Below are 19,421 nucleotides of genomic sequence, written 5' to 3' on the forward strand. Positions count from 1 at the left end.
TTACCAAACCTTCCACGGAGCGTTATTACTTTCCCATAGCTCGACTAATTTATTTTTATCGCGCAATGTATCCATCGGATGCCAAAAACCAGAATGTTGATATGCGGCCAATTCATTTTTGTTTACTAACTGAACTAAAGAGTCTGTTTCAAAAACAGACTTATCTCCACTAATGTAATTGAAAACTTCAGGATTTAAAACGAAAAATCCACCGTTAACCCATCCGCCATCACCTAATGGTTTTTCTTGAAAAGATGTTACAGACTGTTTATCTAATATGAGAGAACCAAATCTACCAGGAGGTTGTACGGCAGTAACAGTAGCCATTTTTCCATGTTTTTTATGGAATGTAATAAGTTCTTTTATATTTACATTACTTAATCCATCACCATAAGTGAGGCAGAAAGGTTCGTCTCCGACATAATTTTGAATCTTTTTCATTCGGCCACCCGTTTCGGTATTTACACCAGTATCGATTAGTGTAACTTTCCATGGTTCTACACGATGAGAATGGCTAGTAATTGTATTATCGTTTAACTGTATTGTGAAATCAGACATGTGTAAGTTGTAATTTAGAAAGAACTCTTTAATTGCATATCCTTTATAGCCTAAGCAAATAATAAACTCAGTAATCCCGTAATGACTATACAAACTCATAATGTGCCATAGAATAGGTTTTGTTCCAATTTCAATCATAGGTTTCGGTTTTAAATGTGTTTCTTCCCCAATTCTTGTACCGTACCCACCAGCAAGAATAACAGCTTTCATTTTTTCCTCCTAAAATAAAAATTTATTATTTATACAGTATTCATGTTTTATGCAAATGAAATTGTTTTTGATTAAGTGAATGAAAATGTTTGAGGTGATGACGATGCAGAAAATATTACGGTTTGAATTTTGGAAATAATTCTTGATATTCAGGGTTATGACGGAGGTCTTGTGTTAGGTTACTAAGCTCTAAAAAACGTATGTCCAGTACTTCAGGAGATTGACCGTAATGCGTTTGAAGTCCCATTTGAATACCCCTTTTTGAAAGGGTAGGTGTAATTTGTAATTTTCTTGCCTTTGATTGTTCATTCCAAGGGCTAAAATAAAATTTTAAAATAAATGAAGGATAGTCATAAATTATATATCCGTGTCGCGAATGATGTCTACCAGGTAAATATGCACCGTCTAGATGATTGTGAATAAATCTCCAAGCACATCCGAGATTTGGGTTATAAGGGAAGACACCGTGGTATCGCTGTTCTACTAAGGGGATAGAATATCTAGGCTTTGAATAATTATAATTATGATTATCTATCATTAAAATCATTCTAATCGCATACATGTTTTGGCCTAGTGTATGAAGAGATGAAAAAAATTCTTCAGTATTATTACAACAAAAGAATTCAGTAGTATTTAAAACGATTTTCCAACCTGAAACTTCTCTTTCAATTTCCATCACTTCAATATCAGTATTAGTTGGATCAAACTCAAGAAATCTTGAATTTCGTACTTCCCAGTGGGGTGCTAATAGTTTACAAATCTCTACGGAACGATCTGTAGACCCCCTATTAATTAAAATGCCGTGATCGAATATTTTCGTGTGATGCATAAGCCACCATGGAAGTAGGTATTCTTCATTATAAAAATGAGAAATGATTGTCTTTTTCATATTAATTCCCTCCTATACAAGCAATCATTATTAGTAGGATATGCTTTTAAATAAGAAAGGTTAAAAGTGGCAGACAATGTAGTGATTAGGTAGTAGTTTAGTAATTTTATTGTATAAGTGTAGATTACTCGTATTGAATCATCATAGGAGGAGATTGGAATTTTGTATAAATTGTGAATAATAAACCGTCACGTTTGACTGTACAGTTTATGTGTTGTATGATGTAAGTAATATAAACAAGGGGGGAAGATCGTTGGGAAGGTGTATCGAATCGGACAGTTGGCTCTCATGGCTCACGTGTCGAAACGAACGATTGATTATTATACGAATCTAGGTATCTTAAAAGCGGAGCGATCTCAATCTAATTATCGCTATTACGACGAAACAGCATTTGAGACATTACAATTTATTGAGAAGTGCAAAGAAATGCATATGCCGCTTTGTGAGATTAAAGAGAAAATCGAGGAGAAGAAGAAGCTGCTCGGTATCAATGAACACGTTTCGAAACAAGTGGATGAAGTGACAGACCATATTCATCAATTAGAAGTGGAGCTTACTGAGTTAAAGCCGCTTTTAGATGGATTGACTGATTCACAACGTGAAAAAATATCGAAATCTTTATCTGGTCAAACGACAGCTTTAATACAGACACTTGCTCTATTATTATAGAATAAGTGAAATCCGACCTCTTTAATTTTTGTATCGGGCTATGTTTTCTAACAAACAAATAAGAAAACATTATAGTATACAGGAGGTGGACACCTTAGTTTTTTAACTAAGGGGATTCATTGGAAATATTTAATTTAGTCATGGTTGCGATTTTAATCGCATTTACTGGATTTTTCGTAGCAGCAGAGTTTGCGATTGTAAAGATACGTTCAAGCCGTATCGATCAGCTTGTTGCGGAAGGAAAACGCGGTGCTTTAGCAGCGAAAAAGGTAACAACAAATTTAGATGAATATTTATCTGCTTGTCAATTAGGTATTACAGTTACAGCTATGGGATTAGGTTGGTTAGGTGAACCGACAATTGAAAAGTTATTACACCCGTTATTTGAGAAATGGAACTTAAATCCTTCTATTTCATCAGTATTAACATTTGGTCTTGCTTTTATGATTATGACGTATTTACACGTTGTAGTAGGGGAATTAGCTCCGAAAACGATGGCAATTCAAAAGGCTGAAAGGGTAACGTTATTATTGGCAGGTCCATTAATGATGTTCTATAAAGTAATGTATCCATTTATTTGGGTATTGAACGGTTCAGCTCGTGTGATAACTGGTTTATTCGGTTTAAAGCCAGCTTCAGAACATGAAGTAGCTCATACAGAAGAAGAATTACGTCTTATCCTTTCAGATAGCTATGAAAGTGGCGAAATTAATCAAGCTGAATACAAGTATGTAAATAACATTTTTGAATTTGATAATCGTATTGCAAAAGAGATTATGGTACCGCGAACAGAAATCGTTGGTTTCTACCTGGAAGATTCAGTAGAAGAACACATGAAAGTGATCCAAAATGAGCGATACACACGTTATCCGATTTTTGGAGAAGATAAAGATGATATTATCGGTATGGTCAACGTAAAAGATTTCTTTATTCGATATATGACCGAGGATCAAAAAGATTTATCATCTATTCGCTCGTATATGCGTCCGATTATTGAAGTGATGGAAACGACTCCAATTCACGATTTATTACTTCAAATGCAGAAGAAGCGAATTCCGATGGCTGTTTTATATGATGAGTACGGAGGAACAGCTGGAATTGTAACGCTTGAAGATATCTTGGAGGAAATCGTCGGCGAAATTCGTGACGAATATGATGAAGATGAAGCACCACCAATTCAACATGTGAACGAGCAACATATTATTGTTGATGGAAAAGTGCTTATCTCAGAAGTGAAAGATTTATTTGGATTACACATCGAAGAAGATGATGTGGATACAATCGGTGGATGGATTATGATGCAAAATCATGAAATCGAAGAAGGACAACACGTTGAGGCGGAAGGTTATGAATTTAAAGTGTTAGAAAAAGACGCTTACCAAATTAAACGTGTTGAAATTCGTAAGATGGAACAAGAACAAGAAGAAGAGAAAGCAGCAACTGTGTAAGTTGCTGCTTTTCTTCTAAAGTACAAAAAATGAGAACTTAGGAGCGGATATTTTGATTCAAGAAGCCTTACGTGTATATCGATTACAATTGTATGTGATCTTTAGTGGTTTACTACTTATGTGGACGATTACTCCGTTTGGAAAACAAGTGACAGGGTTCGGTATTGGATTAGCAGTAAGCGCCTATTGTCTTTGGTTATTAGCTCGCAGAGTGGAGAAACTCGGGAAAAGTATCGTAATGAAGGAAAAGGCTCCTGGATTAGGAGTTTTAAACCGATTTGCAGCTGCTATTTTAGGAGCTATCATCATGTATGAAATTGAGCATGAAATGGAAATGTGGGCATTTGGTACAGGTATTTTAGGTGGTCACTTTTTAATGATTGCAAATTTAGCGTATGCAAATATGCAGTTAGTGAAAGAAGAAGAGAAGCAAAGGGAACATGCTTCGAAAAACATAGAGCTATGATGAAAGGGACCTAATCGGGTTCCTTTTTTAGTTTAGCGATAATATACAAGTAATCAAATTAACGACAAATATAATACGCTTCTTTTTTGTGTTTTTCAATAGTATGAAAAATAATAAAAAAATTTTAAAAAACCCATCGATTTCTAAAGGTTATGTATGTTATTATGACAAAAGACTTTTTGAAAGAGGTGGATACCAATGTTACAAGCGTTACTTATTTTTGTGCTTCAAATTATTTACGTTCCCATTTTAACAATCCGTACGATTTTGCTTGTAAAGAATCAAACAAGATCCGCTGCTGGTGTTGGATTGTTAGAAGGGGCTATTTACATTGTCAGTTTAGGTATTGTGTTTCAAGATTTATCAAATTGGATGAACATCGTTGCCTATGTCATTGGCTTTAGTACAGGACTATTATTAGGCGGTTATATAGAGAATAAATTAGCAATTGGTTATATTACGTATCAAGTTAGTTTACTAGACCGTTGTAATGAATTAGTAGACGAATTACGTCACTCTGGATTTGGCGTTACAGTATTTGAAGGCGAAGGTATTAATTCTATACGTTATCGCTTAGATATCGTCGCAAAGCGTTCTAGAGAGAAAGAGCTTTTAGAAATCATTAATGAAATTGCACCGAAAGCGTTTATGTCTTCGTATGAAATTCGCTCGTTTAAGGGTGGATATTTAACGAAGGCGATGAAGAAAAGAGCGTTAATGAAGAAGAAAGATGAACATGCATCGTAAAAAAGAGGAATAGTGATGCATTAAAAGCGCAGTATAAGTCCAAATGTAAAAGGGAGGAATCTATTTTGATGTAGATTCCTCTCTTTTTTTATGAAAAATATTCATTTATTAATTCAAAAAGCTAAATCGTATAATTATTTTTTTTACTCATTCTCAAATTAATGATTAGCCATATAATTTGAAAAAATACTGGTATGATAAACGTGATTAATAAAACGATAAGTGATATTGATTTAATTTCGGGTGTTTGAGTAACACCGGCCCCATCAACATCTCGTAGCCAAATAAGAGCTGCCCATATTCCAAAAACGATAATCCAAAATATGTTACCAATCCACCAAGAAATCCATCGTTTTTTCATGTTAGCACCCCCTACATTTATCTACTGTTAAAAGTATATTTTCTTTTGTTACATTTATAATGAAACAACTTTAAAATCAGTTTTTAACTGTATATCTAACTTGTTTGAAGGTTACTATTTCTCCATCATCATCATCGTCTTTCGTTTGTAAAAGTTGAACTTTTGGTTTGTAGTCCGTCCTATGAGCGTGTTCGATATCTTTAATGTTAAGTTTGTAGGATTCACCATTTTTTAGTTTTTGTTCCAACACTTTTTTATTAGCAACATAAATAAAAGTTACTTTATTTTCATCAATGCCTTTAGTTTTAATTTCTAATTCATTGTCTTTTGCTGTAATCGTTGGTGTTAATAATTCCATACTGCCTTTCCCGCTTTCTAAAGAATTCTCTGCTATAGTTGAACATCCTGATAATATGATTCCAGTGAATAGAAGAACAGCTAATTTCTGTTTCATAACATCCCTCAATTCCATGTGATTTTTGATTTTGGTATTGCTAGATTACTAGTGTGGAGTGTAAATGTTTAGTTAGTATCCTCTTAATTGTACCATAATATGTAAAATGAAACAGGATGTATATCCAATTTAAGGGAGAATGAAAAAATTACTGATTTTTGTAAATTCGTATGTTTTAGCTTCTATTTCAATCGAAATGTAGACGAGAGAAAGAAATTTTCTTATAGAAATTATAATTTTTACATTTTACAATAATGATAGGGAATAGATGAATTCATTTAATTCGGAGGTAGTTATTTGAACATTAATGAGAAGGCAATTGAAATGTTTGAACAAAATAAATATGAGGAAGCAATGGAACTGTTTCAACAAGCAGTACATGAATCTAGAGACGTACAATCTCTCAATAATCTGGCTTGGATGTACTTTTATGAGGAAGAGAATGATGATAAAGCTCTTGAATTAATAAGAGAAGTTGTTAAGTTGAATCCTTCTTCATACTTTCCTTATAACATCTTAGGGGACATTTACATGAAACAAGAAAAATGGACAGAAGCGAAAGAAGCATTACAAAAGTCTATTTCGATTCAACCATCAGATGAAGCATATCATAATGTAGCTGTAGCGCATTATAACCTTGGAGAGCTGGAAAAAGCTTCAGACTTTTTCTTGCGAGTTGCAGGGGATTCGGACTATATCATGTATAGCTATGTAAAATGTTTAATTGATTTAGAACGAACGACAGAAGCAAAAGAGAAGTTAGATACTTTTAACAGGGAATCTGATAATTTTTTAGGGGAAATTAATGTAGCAGATTTATATGTTGAGTTGAATTGCTATAAAGAAGCAATTGAATGGTTCGAAAAGGGATATAAAGAATGCTGGAAAAGTCCTAATTGGATTGATAGATTTGTGTATGCTCTATATAAAACGAATAATTTCTCCCGTATAAATGAAGTTATACGGGAATCTATCGAAGCGAAAACAGCAGAAATAGAAGATGTTCAGAATGAAGAAGTAGAAGAAAACTGGACAGAAAATGATAAGAAAGAGTTAATTGAGGAATATACAGAAGAGAATAATTGTTATAAAACAATGGTAGAACGTATCAAATCTGGATATGTTCCAGGGTTAGAATTTGAAACTTATCATATAGGTGGGTGCTATTTGTTTGGTTGTAAAAGGCATAATCATCTTGAATATGAACAATAAAAAGATTCGACTGTCACATATGATGGTCGAATCTTTTTCGTTATAGGTCGCTTGTATTACATAGGTGTATATCCTCTTTAGAGGCCACTTTTTTTATATTCAAAATATGTAGTGAAATAAAACCAATAAGTCCTATTCCGCCAAAAATAAGCCATGGTGTATACATTCCGCTTAAGTTGGATGTAAAAGATGTACCGGTATAATTACCAATGATAAAACCAAATGCGAGTGATAGTTGATAAAATCCGAAGAAAGTGGCTGTATATGATTCATTACTGTAATTTGCAATAGCGATATCAGCGTTAGGTAATACGAGTGTTTCACCGATTGTAAATAAAATTACACAAATAAAGAGCCAATATGGGTGTTGAAATAAAGGAATGAGTAAAAAGGAAATACTCATTAATAAAACACCGTATTTAATAATCGAAAGTGTGTTGTATTTGTGGAATAATTTTCGGAATAATACCATAAATATGACGCCTGTTATCGCATTTATCGTAATAACGAGTGTAGCAAGTTGATTGCTATTACTAATGTTTTTCATATGAAGTGGAAGTGCGACAGTAAGCTGAGTAAACATAATATAGAAGAAAATCATGATAAAGGAAAACAGAAGGAAAGACTTGTTTTGTAAGATGGCCTGTATTCCTAATGTAATAGACGTGTTTTCAGTAGTGACTTGGAAGTGATTTTTAAGTAAGTAAAAGATAAAAGCAAATAACAGCATAAGAGATCCTGTTAGAGAGAAAGCGTAGAGTGGATCGAGTAAGAGTAAGAACCCTCCTGCAATTGGTCCGATTATTGCACCGCAATTAAAGCTAAGGTTTAAATATGTAAATAAATTTTTTCTCAAATGAGCTGGCTGTGAGCCAAATATAGCGCGAGCGGCAGGTTCGTAAAATGCAGTTCCGAAGCCAATAAGTGCAGAAGAAATAGAAATTGTATAGAAATCAGAGCATATTCCTAAAGTGATAAATCCGATTCCTCTCAAAAATAAACCAGCTATCATCATAATGATATAGCCTATTTTGTCAGCAATTAACCCTGAGAATAATGGGATAACTCGTGATGTAATTGTCATAACCGTCAACACTGTTCCTACTTGGACAGCAGAAAAATGAAGAAAGGTTAATAGATAAATAGCTAAAAATGCGTATACTGCAAAATATCCAAAAGACATAAAAAATGAAGAAATAAGCATGAAACGTATCGGTGTTGAGAAACTTTTCATAGAAATCCCCCTAATTATGTAACCAGTAAAATTATTTGATGGTTAACTATTTTATACTATAATTATACATAAAGTCAGAAAAAAGTAAATTTTAAGAAGAAGGTGGATCGAATTGAATCAAAACGCTCCAAATGAACTAGAATATATTCGGGAATTTTTAAATACATGGAGAATACCAAACGATACGAGAGAGCCAATTGATTTGCTGCAAACAAAAGAAGATATAAAGCTCTTTATGAAAGAATATTTTGATGAAGAGTTTCCATTTCATACGATAGAGGAATTAAGAGGTTTTCGAGAAGATATTCGGATGACAATTGAAGGCGAAGGATCATTGCAAAAATGGTTAGAGAAATACCCATTTCATGTACATATAAAGGATGATATGAAAGGTATTACATATGAACCAGTATATGAAGAGAATGTGTATACAAAAATGTTAAGCATTGTGTTAATGTCAATTCAAGAAAATGTGTGGGGAAGGTTAAAAGCATGTCCAGATTGTCGCTGGGTATTTTATGATTATTCGCGAAATGGAAGTAAAAGATGGTGCGGTATGTATGCTGGAGAAGAAGGAGGAAGAGCATGCGGTACGATTGCAAAAGTGAAAAACTACCGGGCGAAGAGAAAAGGGCGATCTGGTTATGATATGTAATTAATATTAGAGAAAGAAAAATGGATGGGGGGAATGAATAATATGAAAGGCACACAAATGCTAGCTACAAATAAAAAGTGTTGGGATACAGTTGCACCTTATTTCTTTCAAGTGGATTGTTTACCGAAATACGGACCGTATACGGCATCTGAAGATGAGATCCATTTGTTCGATTCAATTAAAGATAAAAAGGTACTTGATATTGGGTGTGGAAGTGGACATTCGTTGCAGTATATGGCGGAACAAGGGGCAAAGGAATTGTGGGGACTTGATCTTTCAAGTGCACAAATTGCAATAGCGAATAAGACGTTAAAGGATTGGAATCCAAAGTTAGTATGCGGAGCAATGGAAGAAGAAGGAGATATTCCGAAAGGGTATTTTGATATTGTATATTCCATTTATGCATTAGGTTGGACTTCAGATTTAAGAAAAACGTTGGAACTGATTTATTCATATGTAAAGCCAGGGGGAAGTTTTATTTTTAGTTGGGAGCACCCAGTATATTCAAGCTTACAGTATGGTACGGAAGAAGTTGCTATAAAGTCTTCTTATCATGAGGAAACGCCCATTACGTTTGAAACATTTAAAGGAGAAAATGTACAAGCGACATTATATAAGAGAAAAATAAGTACATACATAAATGAGTTAAATAGATCGGGATTTAAAATTGAGAGAATAGAAGAGCCTGAACCATCGAGCTTGCTTGATGGAGAACTAGCTGAGCCGTCTACGAAATATTATTCTTTATATAAAGCTAGGATGGTGCCAACTACTTTTATTATTAAGGCGAGGAAGTAAATTGTTTTATAAAAAGAAGCCTATCATTTCAAATAGATGAAATGATAGGCTTCTTTATTTTAAAAAAATGAGGTCAAAGGTGTACTTTTCTTATAAAAATGCATTTCATATAAAAGGTGTAATTATTTTGGGGAAGGGGGATTGTTGTGCGTCATCATAGAAAGTGCAAAAAATTTGGAGTGGCACTGCCTCTTCCGCTTATAGGAGCAACGGGTCCGACAGGTAATAGTGGTCCAATCGGTCCAACTGGAGGGCATGAAGGGCCTGTTGGTCCTACAGGGGTGACTGGACCGACGGGAGCAACTGGGCCCCAAGGTGCTCAAGGTAGTCAAGGTCCGATGGGGGAACAAGGTCCACAGGGAATTCAAGGTGTTCAAGGTATTCAAGGCGAAAGGGGGCCGACTGGTCCAACAGGTATTCAAGGGATACAAGGAATACCTGGACCAATGGGAGAAACAGGTCCAACAGGAATACAAGGTATACAAGGAGTGCAAGGAGAAATTGGTCTAACCGGCCCAATCGGAATACAAGGTATACAAGGAGTGCAAGGTGAAATCGGTCCGACCGGTCCAACTGGAAATACGGGTATACAAGGTGTTCAAGGAAATTTAGGAAGTAGTGGTTTACAAGGTGTAACAGGTATACAAGGTATTCAAGGTCCGATGGGTCCGACCGGTCCAACAGGTTCACAAGGAATACAAGGAGAACAAGGGCCAATGGGACCAACAGGTGCAACTGGTGTTCAAGGTTTACAAGGTCCACAAGGTGAGATGGGGGTAACTGGTCCAACAGGCTCTCAAGGAATTCAAGGAGTGCAAGGTGTAATAGGGCCAATAGGTGCAACTGGCTTGCAAGGGGATCCGGGTCCGACCGGCTCGACCGGTCCAACAGGGGTAACTGGACCAACTGGATCTGCAACGGGTCCAACCGGAGCAACGGGCCCAACAGGTCCGCCAGGAGGTCCAACCGGTCCAACCGGTCCAGCAGGATCACCAGGGGGGCCAACAGGTCCAACTGGAGCAACCGGAGCAACCGGGGCGACCGGAGCAACAGGAACGACTGGAATTCAAGGAGTGCAAGGAATACAGGGACCGACAGGTGCAACCGGTTTAACAGGTTTGCAAGGAGTACAGGGACCGATGGGGGTAACCGGTCCAACGGGTGATCAAGGAATTCAAGGTCCACAAGGAGTAATGGGATCAACCGGTCCAACGGGTTTACAAGGTCTACAAGGAGTACAGGGACCGATAGGAGCAACAGGCCCAACCGGTCAACAAGGAGTGCAAGGGGCACAAGGTCCAATTGGTCCAACAGGCCCGCAAGGAATACAAGGAATACAAGGTGAGCAAGGAGTAAGGGGAGCGACCGGTCCAACTGGTTTACAGGGGCTACAAGGAATCCAAGGTCCGAGTGGTCCAACCGGTCCTCAAGGAGTGCAAGGCGTACAAGGTCCGAGTGGCATAACAGGTCCAACTGGTCCTCAAGGAATACAAGGTATTCAGGGACCACAAGGAAGTATAGGCCCAACCGGTCCTCAAGGAATACAAGGTGTGCAAGGTCCACAAGGCCCAACCGGCCAGGCGGGGGCAACGGGTCCTCAAGGAATACAGGGAATACAAGGTCCAATTGGTCCAACCGGTCCCCAAGGAATACAGGGGATACAAGGCGTGCAAGGTTCCCAAGGCCCAACTGGTCCAACCGGCCCTCAAGGTCTACAAGGAATAACCGGTCAGTCGGGCCCAACCGGTCCAACCGGAGTAACAGGTCCGACTGGAGCAACGGGTCCCCAAGGTCCACAAGGAATCCAAGGTCCACAAGGAGTAACCGGCCCAACAGGGGCAACCGGCGAGGCGGGAGCAACGGGTCCTCAAGGTCCACAAGGAATCCAAGGACCACAAGGAGCAACAGGTCCAACTGGAGCAACCGGCCAGACGGGAGCAACGGGTCCTCAAGGTCCACAAGGAATCCAAGGTCCACAAGGAATAACAGGGCAGGCTGGAGCAACCGGCCAGACGGGAGTGACTGGTGCAACTGGACCAACCGGAATCCAAGGCATACAAGGAATAACTGGAGCAACAGGGGGAACGGGAGTAACAGGCCCAACAGGTGCTACTGGCCCAACGGGCTTAGCTGGAGCAACAGGATCATCTGCTATATCTACAGGTGGTGGCTATTTCTTCTCTACATCAACAAGTACAATTGCAGCAAATACTAACATTCCAATTAATTCTGGATCCACTGTATATGGAACGGGTGTATCTTTAACTAGTGCTACGACAGTCACAGTAGCGACGCCAGGAATATATTTAGTAAGCTACTATTTCCAAGGGGATGCAAATGGTGGAAATGAGACAGTATCTGTTAGATTACTATTAAATGGAACGCAACTAACAGGGAGTTTTATACAAAACGTAACGACATCAACTGTAGTAATCGAACCAGCTATTTCAAATACACTTCTTGTGAATGTGACGAGTGCCAATTCAACATTAATATTACAAAATGGCCCGTTAGGTGTAGGGCATGTGACTACTATAGCAGGTGCGATTACAGCAAGTTTAAATGTAGTGAGAATTTTATAAAGAATATAAAAAACACAAGGAATGTCTTTGTAAGACACACCTTGTGTTTTTTAATATTAAATAAACATTTTCTTTATCTTTTCGGTTGAAAAATATGCTGAAAGAAGTATTTGTGATGTAAGTTATCTACAACTTTATTTGCTTGATATGTGCGTTGTTTTTCAATTCGTAGTCTTTGCTCCATCATTTTTATTGCGTGATCAGATAAACGTAACATAATACATTCTCCTTTTCTATAAATATAGGTGACTATTTGATATCGATCCCATATTTATAATTAAGGAGGCAAAATGTGTAACATAGGCAAAAAGCACCTTCCTCTCCCATTACGCTTACGAGGTTAGCTGTCGGACTCGGGAAGTGAGAGTTTCCCTACTTAAAAAAGATTCGCCCCAAGTAGCATAGCTACAAAAATGGTTCCCCCGCTCCAAAATTTGGACTCAGCAAAAGGTTTTATAAAGTAAAAGATAACATAAATAAATTGACGAGTCAAACTATTTATTGTTTTCTGATTTTTTAAGTGAGGTTAAAACCACTCCATCGGGTAATATGATATCCTTTACTTCAATAAAGCCATGTTTTTTATATAAAGACAGAGCAGGGGTGTTTTCTTTCCCTGTTTGTACAATATATGTTTTGGAAGGGGAAAACATGTCAAATACATACAGTAGTAGTTTTGTTGCAATCCCTTTATGAAAATGATTAGGGGATACTACTAAACGATGAATATCCACTTCCTCTTCGTCTACTTTAAAAGAAATAAACCCAGCAAGTGTATCTTCATAAAAATAGCCGTAGAAAATTTCATCACAGGATTGAATATCAGCTACAGTATCATAAAGGCGAGGGATAGCTGTACTATTTATATATTTTGCCTCAATTTCATAAGCTGGTATTTGAATGCTTAAAATAGAAGTAGCGTTTTTGTGAGAAGTTGTTATTAATTTTTGAATCATAGAGAAAGAACCTCCTTGTTGGCTGTATTTTCATAGATTTGACAAGATTTTTCTTTATTGGATATAATAATTATAATAGTTACATAACAATTTAGTATGAAAAAGAAATACACCATAATAGAAATGGAGGACTAAAAATGGGATGGATTATCACATTAATAGTTGGTGCTATTATAGGTGCAATTGCTAGTTCTATAACGGGTAAAAATTTCCCAGGTGGTATGTTCGGAAATATTATCGCAGGTTTATTAGGTGCTTCGTTAGGTGGTAGATTATTTGGATCCTTTGGGCCATCATTTGGTGGGATTCATGTCGTGCCAGCATTATTAGGTGCAATCGTGTTAATTCTTATTGTATCATTTGTAGTGAAAGCTGCAAGGAAATAGAGATATAGATTATGATGAAGAGCCCTGAATAAGGGCTTTTCATCATTCGAAGAGGTGGTTTCATTGGAGAAAATAAATATAAGAAAAAGAGATAAGTTAAGAAAGTTTTTTAGAGAACAAAATTATTTGGCGGTATTACTTGGATTTGCGTTATTGTTCATTAATATTTTATTGCTAACAAAAATATCATTTGTTTTTACACCGTTTATCGTATTTTTAAAAACAATTTTCTTCCCAGTACTATTAGCGGGCGTGCTATTCTATATTTTACATCCATTCGTTTCGCTTTTAGAAAAGAAAGGTGTTTCAAGAATCGTATCGATAGCCTCAATATACTTAATAGTAATTGGATTATTTGTGTTTTTAGTTTTAACGGTTATTCCTATTATCAAAGATCAAATTGACGCATTGATAGATAATCTACCATATTTTGGTCATGAAATCGAAAGGGCAGCACGTAGATTTGGGGAAAGTAACTTACTCGGTAAAATTCAGGAGAATTTAAATATTGATGTTGCGAATATTGTAAAAGACTACACAGTTGATTTTACAAAGTCATTATCATCAGTAACTGGTAATGTAACTGGATTTTTGAGTACTATTACAGAGGTTGTTTTAACATTTGTAATGGTTCCATTTATATTGTTCTATCTTTTAAAAGATGGTGAGCAATTACCGAATCACTTTTTAAAGTTCATTTCAGAGCAAAGACAACCAGCAGCAATGAGAATACTAGATGATATGCATTATGCGATTAGTTCGTACATTAGGGGGCAAATTATAGTTAGCTTGTTTATCGGTATTATGCTATTAATTGGTTACCTTATTATCGGTATTAAATATGCAGTACTACTCGCTATTTTAGCGATGATTGTAAATATCGTTCCGTACGTAGGACCAATTATCGCCATTACACCAGCGTTAATTATTGCGTTTATTGATTCGCCAGGGATGGTTTTAAAGGTAATTATTGTAATGATGGTTGTACAATTAGCAGAAGGTAAATTTATTTCTCCGCAAGTTATGGGTAAGAAGTTAGATATCCACCCAATTACAATCATATTTATTATTTTAACTGCCGGAAACTTATTCGGGATTATGGGCATTATTTTAGCCATTCCAGGATATGCGATATTAAAAGTGTTAGTTACACACGGTTATAGATTTGTTAAGTTGAATACATGAAAAAAAGAGCTAAAACAGTGGGAACTGTTTTAGCTCTTTTTTATTAACAATTCATTTGCATATTGGCGCGCCCATTGATCCGCTTCCAATATAGCATCAAGTGAAGGATCTTTTACATTATGATGAGCTTCAACTGTTTTGTAAATTGTTTTTTCAATATCGAAAAAGGCAATTTCATTTTTTAAGTATAGTGCATTCGCAATTTCATTTGCTGCATTTAATACAGCGGGAGTAGTACCACCGATTTTGCCACATTCATATGCGTATTGTAGACAAGGGAACTTCTCTAAATCTGGTTTTTCAAAATGTAAACTACCGATTTCTAATAAATTTAATTTTTCATAGGAAGAAGGTAGCCGAGCAGGATAGTGAAACGCATATTGAATCGGCATTCTCATATCAGGAGCACCGAGCTGTGCCATAACTGATCCATCAATAAATTCTACTAAAGAATGAATGATACTTTCTTTATGAATCATTACATCAATTTTTTCATACGGAATATCAAATAGCCATCTCGCTTCCATTACTTCAAAGCCTTTATTCATTAATGTGGCAGAATCAATCGTTAGTTTTGCACCCATTAACCAGTTTGGATGTTTTAAAGCGTCCTTAGCTTGTAATGTTTGCATTTCTTCACGTGTTTTATCACGAAAAGCACCACCGGAAGCTGTTACAATTAACTTCTCAATCTCTTTATTATTTTCTCCGTTTAAACATTGGAAAATAGCTGAATGCTCACTATCTACTGGAATTAAGCGACATCCGTTTTGTTTCGCTAGTTCAGTTACGATATGTCCAGCTGCAACCAAAGTTTCTTTATTAGCAATAGCGATATCTTTCTTCGCTTTTAATGCTTCAATTGTTGGGAGTAATCCTGAAACACCTACAACAGAGCTTAATACAAGATTTGAATCAGGGTGAGTAGCTACTGCAATTAAGCCATCAGTCCCGTGTGTGATTTTTGTATTTGCTGAAATACGCGTACGAAGCTTGTCTGCTAAGTCTTTTGTCGCAACGCTTACAATACGAGGTTGAAACGTTTTGATTTGTTGCTCAAGAAGATCGATATTATAATTTGCGGTTAAACCGACGATTTTAAAATGTTCAGGATGAGCTGAAATGACATCTAATGCAGATGTGCCGATGGATCCTGTTGAACCTAAAATTGATATATATTTTACCATGAAAAAACCTCCAAAGTTGTTTCGAATATTTCTGCAAACCTATATAAAATTAGACAATTGAAGTGGAAATTCCTGCTATATAAAATAGAAAATTAGGGTTTGTTTGGAAGTGAAATGTGATAAACTGTAAAAAATAACGAAAAAGCAATGAAAGAGAAGAGTACATATTCGAAACTTTTTAGAGAGCTGATGTGTGGTGGAAATCAGTAAGGGATGAATATGGAATGGGCTCTGGAGCTTCTAACTGAAATGAGTAGGTAAAGACGGTTACTTCACGTTAAGAAGTTGAAGTGAGCTATAATGATAGCTAATTAAGGTGGTACCGCGGGAGTCTCTCGTCCTTTTTTAAGGATGAGAGGCTCTTTTTATTTTGAGAAAGGAGGAGTTAGTGTGAGTGAGAAAATAATGTTAACAGGAATTAAGCCGACAGGTTATCCGCATTTAGGAAATTATATTGGTGCGATTAAACCTGCATTACAAATGTCAAAGAATAATGAAGGAAAAGCATTGTACTTTATAGCTGATTATCATGCATTAAATGCTGTTCATGATCCAGAGAAGTTCAGCAGTTATACGAAAGAGGTAGCAGCTACTTGGTTATCGCTTGGACTTGGGGAAGATGTTGTTTTTTATCGGCAAACAGAAGTATCGGAGATTCTAGAATTAGCTTGGATTTTAGCTTGCCTAACTCCGAAAGGTCTTATGAACCGTGCTCATGCGTATAAAGCGAAGGTGGAGCAAAATAAAGAAGCGGGTTTAGAGGTAGATGCAGGAGTGAATATGGGATTATATACGTATCCGATTTTAATGGCGGCGGATATATTACTATTTCAAGCTACTCATGTACCAGTTGGGAAAGATCAAATTCAGCATATTGAAATTGCACGTGATATTGCGACGTATTTTAATCATACATTCGGCACGACATTTACACTTCCAGAGTATGTAGTGCAAGAAGAAGGAGCAATATTACCAGGACTTGATGGAAGAAAGATGAGTAAAAGTTACGGGAATGTGATCCCATTATTTGCAGAGAAAGAAAAACTACGAAAGTTAATATTTAAAATCAAAACAGATTCTTCACTTCCAAATGAACCGAAAGAACTAGAAACGTTATTTACGATTTATAAAGAATTTGCGACGGAAGATGAAATACAGTCGATGAGTGAAAAGTATGAGGCTGGAATCGGATGGGGCGATGTGAAAAAAGAGTTATTTCGCGTTGTAGATCGTGAGTTAGCTGGACCTCGTGAGAAATATACTATGTATATGAATGAGCCGAATTTATTATACGAAGCTTTAGAAAAAGGTGCTGAGCGAGCAAGAAAAATCGCGAAGGTAAATTTAGCGGAAATTAAAAAACGGATTGGATTTGAGAGGGGGCGCTGAGCGTTCCCTCGTTTTTCGATATAAATTATTCTTTATATCGATACGTAGAGCAAGGAGTTCGCACTTCTTTTCCGAACTTATTAGTTGCATATATGAAAAAGTATGCTAATATAGGGTTGCTTATTAAACGTGTTTAATAAGTTTAATTAAAGGCACTTATTAAAGGTATTTAATAAGTGCATCCCATATAATAAAAAAGGAGAGGATTGTATGAAAACGGAGAAAGAAAAGATGGTGGCAGGAGAAATGTATATTGCGGATGACGAAGAATTGGTGGCTGATAGGGTGGAGGCAAAACGTTTAACACGCCTTTATAACGAGGCGATGGAGACAGGAGATGAGAGGCGTTTTACGTTGTTAAATCAGCTTTTAGGTTCTTCAGCTGATGGGAAATCCCAAATTAATCCTGATTTTCGTTGTGATTACGGCTACAATATCCATGTTGGAAAGAGCTTTTTTGCAAATTTCAATTGTGTGATTTTAGACGTTTGTGAAGTTCGAATCGGTGATAATTGTATGTTTGCACCTGGTGTTCACATTTATACTGCTACTCATCCATTACATCCGGTGGAACGAAACTCTGGCAAAGAATATGGAAAACCGGTAAAGATAGGTAACAATGTTTGGGTTGGCGGAGGCGCTATTATTAACCCTGGTATTTCAATTGGAGATAATGTTGTAATTGCTTCAGGGGCAGTTGTGACAAAAGATGTACCTAATAATGTAGTTGTTGGTGGTAACCCAGCTAAAGTTATTAAAACGATAGAAGAGTAAAAGGTGTTTCATATGAAGAAAGATTTTGCGGAAAATGATACAAAGACGCTAATTGCCTCTCGAAATGCTCTATTCCTCTTATTTGCTTTGCCAGGTGTGGCATTTGCTACATGGATTTCTAGAACAGCAGCTACTCGAGATATTTTAACAGTGTCAAATGCAGAAATGGGCTGGATTTTGTTCGGATTATCTGTCGGTTCAATAATTGGTTTACTGAGTGCAAGTCATTTTATTGACGGTAAGGGAGCTAGAGACGTTATTATAGGCAGTATGTTTTTTATGATTGTTGGATTGCTTTGTTTAGGTATTACTATTTATTTTGTTTCTAGTATGGGGACTTTTGGTAGCTTACTAGTATTTGGAGTAGGATATGGATTAGCAGAAGTCGCATTGAATGTAGAAGGTTCTGCCATTGAGCAGAAATTAGGAACAACTCTTCTTCCGAAATTCCATGGCTTTTTTAGTATAGGAACTTTAGTAGGCGCGCTCAGTGGTTCTGCCGCCATCTCGCTTCACATCCCAATTCTGTATCAATTTCTTGCGATTTCGGTCATGTTTGTATTACTTGTATGTATGTTGTATCGTTTTCTTCCGCATGGGACAGGAAAGAAGGAGAAATCGCGAAACAAAAAGCGAGCGAAGCATACTTCCTTACGTATGGAAAGAAGGGTGCTTTTACTTGGTCTTTTCGTGCTTGGAATGGCATTTGCAGAAGGGAGTGCAAATGATTGGCTACCTATTGTGATGGTAGATGGACATCAGCAAAGTATAGTGACAGGTTCTATTATGTACACTATTTTTGTATTGGCAATGACATTAGCTCGAATGTGCAGTAGTTATTTTCTTGATCGATTCGGTCGTGTCGCGGTTATGCGTGCTACTATTATGATGGCGATTATAGGAATGACAATCGTCATATTTGGGAGTAACTCATATTTTCTAGCACTTGGTGTAGTACTGTGGGGGATTGGTGCCGCGTTAGGTTTCCCGATTGGGCTTTCTGCTGCTGGAGATGACAGTGAAAATGCGACTTCTAATGTTGCTGCAGTTTCTATCATCGGTTTTACAGCGTTTTTAGTCGGACCACCATTTTTAGGAATACTTGGAGAAGCATTCGGAATACGTAATGCTTTGCTAGCTGTTTTATTATTTGTTATCTTGTCTGGAATTGTATCGTCTGTTATGAGAGAGAATGCATCGAGTTAAATACGGAGTGCCGCTAGTAGAAATATATCATCTCTATTGCTTTAGAAAATGATGT

General features: G+C 36.7%; 21 protein-coding genes, 1 riboswitch and 1 other annotated feature. Of the genes, 13 read left to right on the forward strand and 8 right to left on the reverse strand.

Translation table 11 applies throughout. The features are described from left to right. Entirely contained in the window at positions 1-768 is a 768-nt protein-coding gene (rfbF, locus tag BM089_RS17375) for a glucose-1-phosphate cytidylyltransferase (RefSeq protein ID WP_090977536.1), read from the reverse strand. 115 nt (positions 769-883) lie between these two features. Then, positions 884-1,657, reverse strand: a complete 774-nt coding sequence (locus tag BM089_RS17380; protein ID WP_000750972.1) for a glycosyltransferase family 2 protein — start codon at positions 1,655-1,657, stop codon at positions 884-886. A 261-nt stretch (positions 1,658-1,918) separates the two neighbouring features. Between BM089_RS17380 and BM089_RS17385 the strand changes: the two genes are divergently transcribed. From BM089_RS17385 to BM089_RS17400, 4 genes are all read left to right on the forward strand, one after another. Continuing rightward, positions 1,919-2,326, forward strand: coding sequence for a MerR family transcriptional regulator (locus BM089_RS17385; RefSeq protein ID WP_075719021.1), 408 nt, complete (start codon positions 1,919-1,921; stop codon positions 2,324-2,326). Positions 2,327-2,445: 119 nt separating this feature from the next. Further along, entirely contained in the window at positions 2,446-3,774 is a 1,329-nt protein-coding gene (locus BM089_RS17390; RefSeq protein WP_000402258.1) for a hemolysin family protein, read from the forward strand. Between the two features lie 52 nt (positions 3,775-3,826). Then, positions 3,827-4,240: an ATP synthase subunit I gene (locus tag BM089_RS17395; RefSeq protein ID WP_000613876.1), complete on the forward strand. Its 414-nt coding sequence runs from the start codon at positions 3,827-3,829 to the stop codon at positions 4,238-4,240. A 198-nt stretch (positions 4,241-4,438) separates the two neighbouring features. Further along, positions 4,439-4,987, forward strand: coding sequence for a DUF2179 domain-containing protein (locus BM089_RS17400; protein ID WP_000938441.1), 549 nt, complete (start codon positions 4,439-4,441; stop codon positions 4,985-4,987). 121 nt (positions 4,988-5,108) lie between these two features. On the opposite strand, the gene BM089_RS17405 is transcribed toward BM089_RS17400, so the two are convergent. Together BM089_RS17405 and BM089_RS17410 are read right to left on the reverse strand one after the other, a co-directional pair. Next, positions 5,109-5,348 carry a DUF3923 family protein gene (locus BM089_RS17405; RefSeq protein WP_016512531.1) on the reverse strand — a complete coding sequence of 80 codons (240 nt, stop codon included), beginning with the start codon at positions 5,346-5,348 and terminating at the stop codon, positions 5,109-5,111. A 76-nt stretch (positions 5,349-5,424) separates the two neighbouring features. Then, positions 5,425-5,820: a hypothetical protein gene (locus BM089_RS17410; RefSeq protein WP_002041528.1), complete on the reverse strand. Its 396-nt coding sequence runs from the start codon at positions 5,818-5,820 to the stop codon at positions 5,425-5,427. A gap of 279 nt (positions 5,821-6,099) precedes the next feature. Between BM089_RS17410 and BM089_RS17415 the strand changes: the two genes are divergently transcribed. Then, a complete protein-coding gene (locus BM089_RS17415) occupies positions 6,100-7,014 on the forward strand; it encodes a tetratricopeptide repeat protein (protein WP_090977540.1) in 915 nt (304 codons plus the stop codon). Between the two features lie 40 nt (positions 7,015-7,054). Here BM089_RS17415 and BM089_RS17420 read toward each other — a convergent pair whose 3' ends face one another. Then, positions 7,055-8,248 (reverse strand): MDR family MFS transporter, encoded by a 1,194-nt coding sequence (locus BM089_RS17420; protein WP_090977542.1) that lies wholly within the window; start codon positions 8,246-8,248, stop codon positions 7,055-7,057. A 112-nt stretch (positions 8,249-8,360) separates the two neighbouring features. On the opposite strand from BM089_RS17420, the gene BM089_RS17425 reads away from it, so the two are divergent. From BM089_RS17425 to BM089_RS17435, 3 genes are all read left to right on the forward strand, one after another. After that, complete coding sequence (locus tag BM089_RS17425) at positions 8,361-8,903, forward strand: CGNR zinc finger domain-containing protein (RefSeq protein WP_001072944.1); 543 nt, start codon at positions 8,361-8,363, stop codon at positions 8,901-8,903. 42 nt (positions 8,904-8,945) lie between these two features. After that, entirely contained in the window at positions 8,946-9,701 is a 756-nt protein-coding gene (locus BM089_RS17430; protein WP_090977544.1) for a class I SAM-dependent methyltransferase, read from the forward strand. A 140-nt stretch (positions 9,702-9,841) separates the two neighbouring features. Beyond that, positions 9,842-12,283: a BC_3345 family exosporium-associated protein gene (locus BM089_RS17435; protein WP_090977546.1), complete on the forward strand. Its 2,442-nt coding sequence runs from the start codon at positions 9,842-9,844 to the stop codon at positions 12,281-12,283. Between the two features lie 73 nt (positions 12,284-12,356). Here BM089_RS17435 and BM089_RS31130 read toward each other — a convergent pair whose 3' ends face one another. Both BM089_RS31130 and BM089_RS17445 read right to left on the reverse strand, forming a co-directional pair. Beyond that, positions 12,357-12,500: a hypothetical protein gene (locus BM089_RS31130; protein WP_000945243.1), complete on the reverse strand. Its 144-nt coding sequence runs from the start codon at positions 12,498-12,500 to the stop codon at positions 12,357-12,359. A gap of 96 nt (positions 12,501-12,596) precedes the next feature. Beyond that, a riboswitch (cyclic di-AMP (ydaO/yuaA leader) is annotated at positions 12,597-12,739 on the reverse strand. 38 nt (positions 12,740-12,777) lie between these two features. Further along, positions 12,778-13,239, reverse strand: coding sequence for a GNAT family N-acetyltransferase (locus BM089_RS17445; RefSeq protein ID WP_072939134.1), 462 nt, complete (start codon positions 13,237-13,239; stop codon positions 12,778-12,780). Positions 13,240-13,376: 137 nt separating this feature from the next. Between BM089_RS17445 and BM089_RS17450 the strand changes: the two genes are divergently transcribed. Together BM089_RS17450 and BM089_RS17455 are read left to right on the forward strand one after the other, a co-directional pair. Then, positions 13,377-13,625: a GlsB/YeaQ/YmgE family stress response membrane protein gene (locus tag BM089_RS17450; protein WP_000539733.1), complete on the forward strand. Its 249-nt coding sequence runs from the start codon at positions 13,377-13,379 to the stop codon at positions 13,623-13,625. Between the two features lie 63 nt (positions 13,626-13,688). Then, entirely contained in the window at positions 13,689-14,810 is a 1,122-nt protein-coding gene (locus tag BM089_RS17455) for an AI-2E family transporter (RefSeq protein WP_000411478.1), read from the forward strand. Positions 14,811-14,839: 29 nt separating this feature from the next. Here BM089_RS17455 and BM089_RS17460 read toward each other — a convergent pair whose 3' ends face one another. Further along, on the reverse strand, positions 14,840-15,997 hold the full coding sequence (locus BM089_RS17460) for a 1-deoxy-D-xylulose-5-phosphate reductoisomerase (protein WP_090977548.1): 1,158 nt from the start codon (positions 15,995-15,997) through the stop codon (positions 14,840-14,842). A 138-nt stretch (positions 15,998-16,135) separates the two neighbouring features. Continuing rightward, positions 16,136-16,343: a binding site (T-box leader), on the forward strand. Positions 16,344-16,387: 44 nt separating this feature from the next. Between BM089_RS17460 and BM089_RS17465 the strand changes: the two genes are divergently transcribed. From BM089_RS17465 to BM089_RS17475, 3 genes are all read left to right on the forward strand, one after another. Further along, a complete protein-coding gene (locus tag BM089_RS17465) occupies positions 16,388-17,386 on the forward strand; it encodes a tryptophan--tRNA ligase (protein ID WP_090977550.1) in 999 nt (332 codons plus the stop codon). A gap of 210 nt (positions 17,387-17,596) precedes the next feature. After that, complete coding sequence (locus BM089_RS17470; protein ID WP_090977552.1) at positions 17,597-18,160, forward strand: maltose O-acetyltransferase; 564 nt, start codon at positions 17,597-17,599, stop codon at positions 18,158-18,160. A gap of 12 nt (positions 18,161-18,172) precedes the next feature. After that, on the forward strand, positions 18,173-19,366 hold the full coding sequence (locus BM089_RS17475; protein ID WP_090977655.1) for an MFS transporter: 1,194 nt from the start codon (positions 18,173-18,175) through the stop codon (positions 19,364-19,366). Positions 19,367-19,421: the final 55 nt, after the last annotated feature.

Origin of the sequence: Bacillus sp. 5mfcol3.1 (genome assembly GCF_900114335.1) — a bacterium.
Lineage (GTDB): Bacteria > Bacillota > Bacilli > Bacillales > Bacillaceae_G > Bacillus_A > Bacillus_A thuringiensis_S.

Coding starts and splice junctions, on each gene's coding strand:
- BM089_RS17470 (WP_090977552.1), top strand. CDS start 17,597: ATGAAAACGGAGAAAGAAAAGATGGTGGCAGGAGAAATGTATATTGCG.
- BM089_RS17380 (WP_000750972.1), bottom strand. CDS start 1,657: ATGAAAAAGACAATCATTTCTCATTTTTATAATGAAGAATACCTACTT.
- rfbF (WP_090977536.1), bottom strand. CDS start 768: ATGAAAGCTGTTATTCTTGCTGGTGGGTACGGTACAAGAATTGGGGAA.
- BM089_RS17445 (WP_072939134.1), bottom strand. CDS start 13,239: ATGATTCAAAAATTAATAACAACTTCTCACAAAAACGCTACTTCTATT.
- BM089_RS17405 (WP_016512531.1), bottom strand. CDS start 5,348: ATGAAAAAACGATGGATTTCTTGGTGGATTGGTAACATATTTTGGATT.
- BM089_RS17410 (WP_002041528.1), bottom strand. CDS start 5,820: ATGGAATTGAGGGATGTTATGAAACAGAAATTAGCTGTTCTTCTATTC.
- BM089_RS17475 (WP_090977655.1), top strand. CDS start 18,173: ATGAAGAAAGATTTTGCGGAAAATGATACAAAGACGCTAATTGCCTCT.
- BM089_RS17450 (WP_000539733.1), top strand. CDS start 13,377: ATGGGATGGATTATCACATTAATAGTTGGTGCTATTATAGGTGCAATT.
- BM089_RS31130 (WP_000945243.1), bottom strand. CDS start 12,500: ATGTTACGTTTATCTGATCACGCAATAAAAATGATGGAGCAAAGACTA.
- BM089_RS17420 (WP_090977542.1), bottom strand. CDS start 8,248: ATGAAAAGTTTCTCAACACCGATACGTTTCATGCTTATTTCTTCATTT.
- BM089_RS17400 (WP_000938441.1), top strand. CDS start 4,439: ATGTTACAAGCGTTACTTATTTTTGTGCTTCAAATTATTTACGTTCCC.
- BM089_RS17430 (WP_090977544.1), top strand. CDS start 8,946: ATGAAAGGCACACAAATGCTAGCTACAAATAAAAAGTGTTGGGATACA.
- BM089_RS17460 (WP_090977548.1), bottom strand. CDS start 15,997: ATGGTAAAATATATATCAATTTTAGGTTCAACAGGATCCATCGGCACA.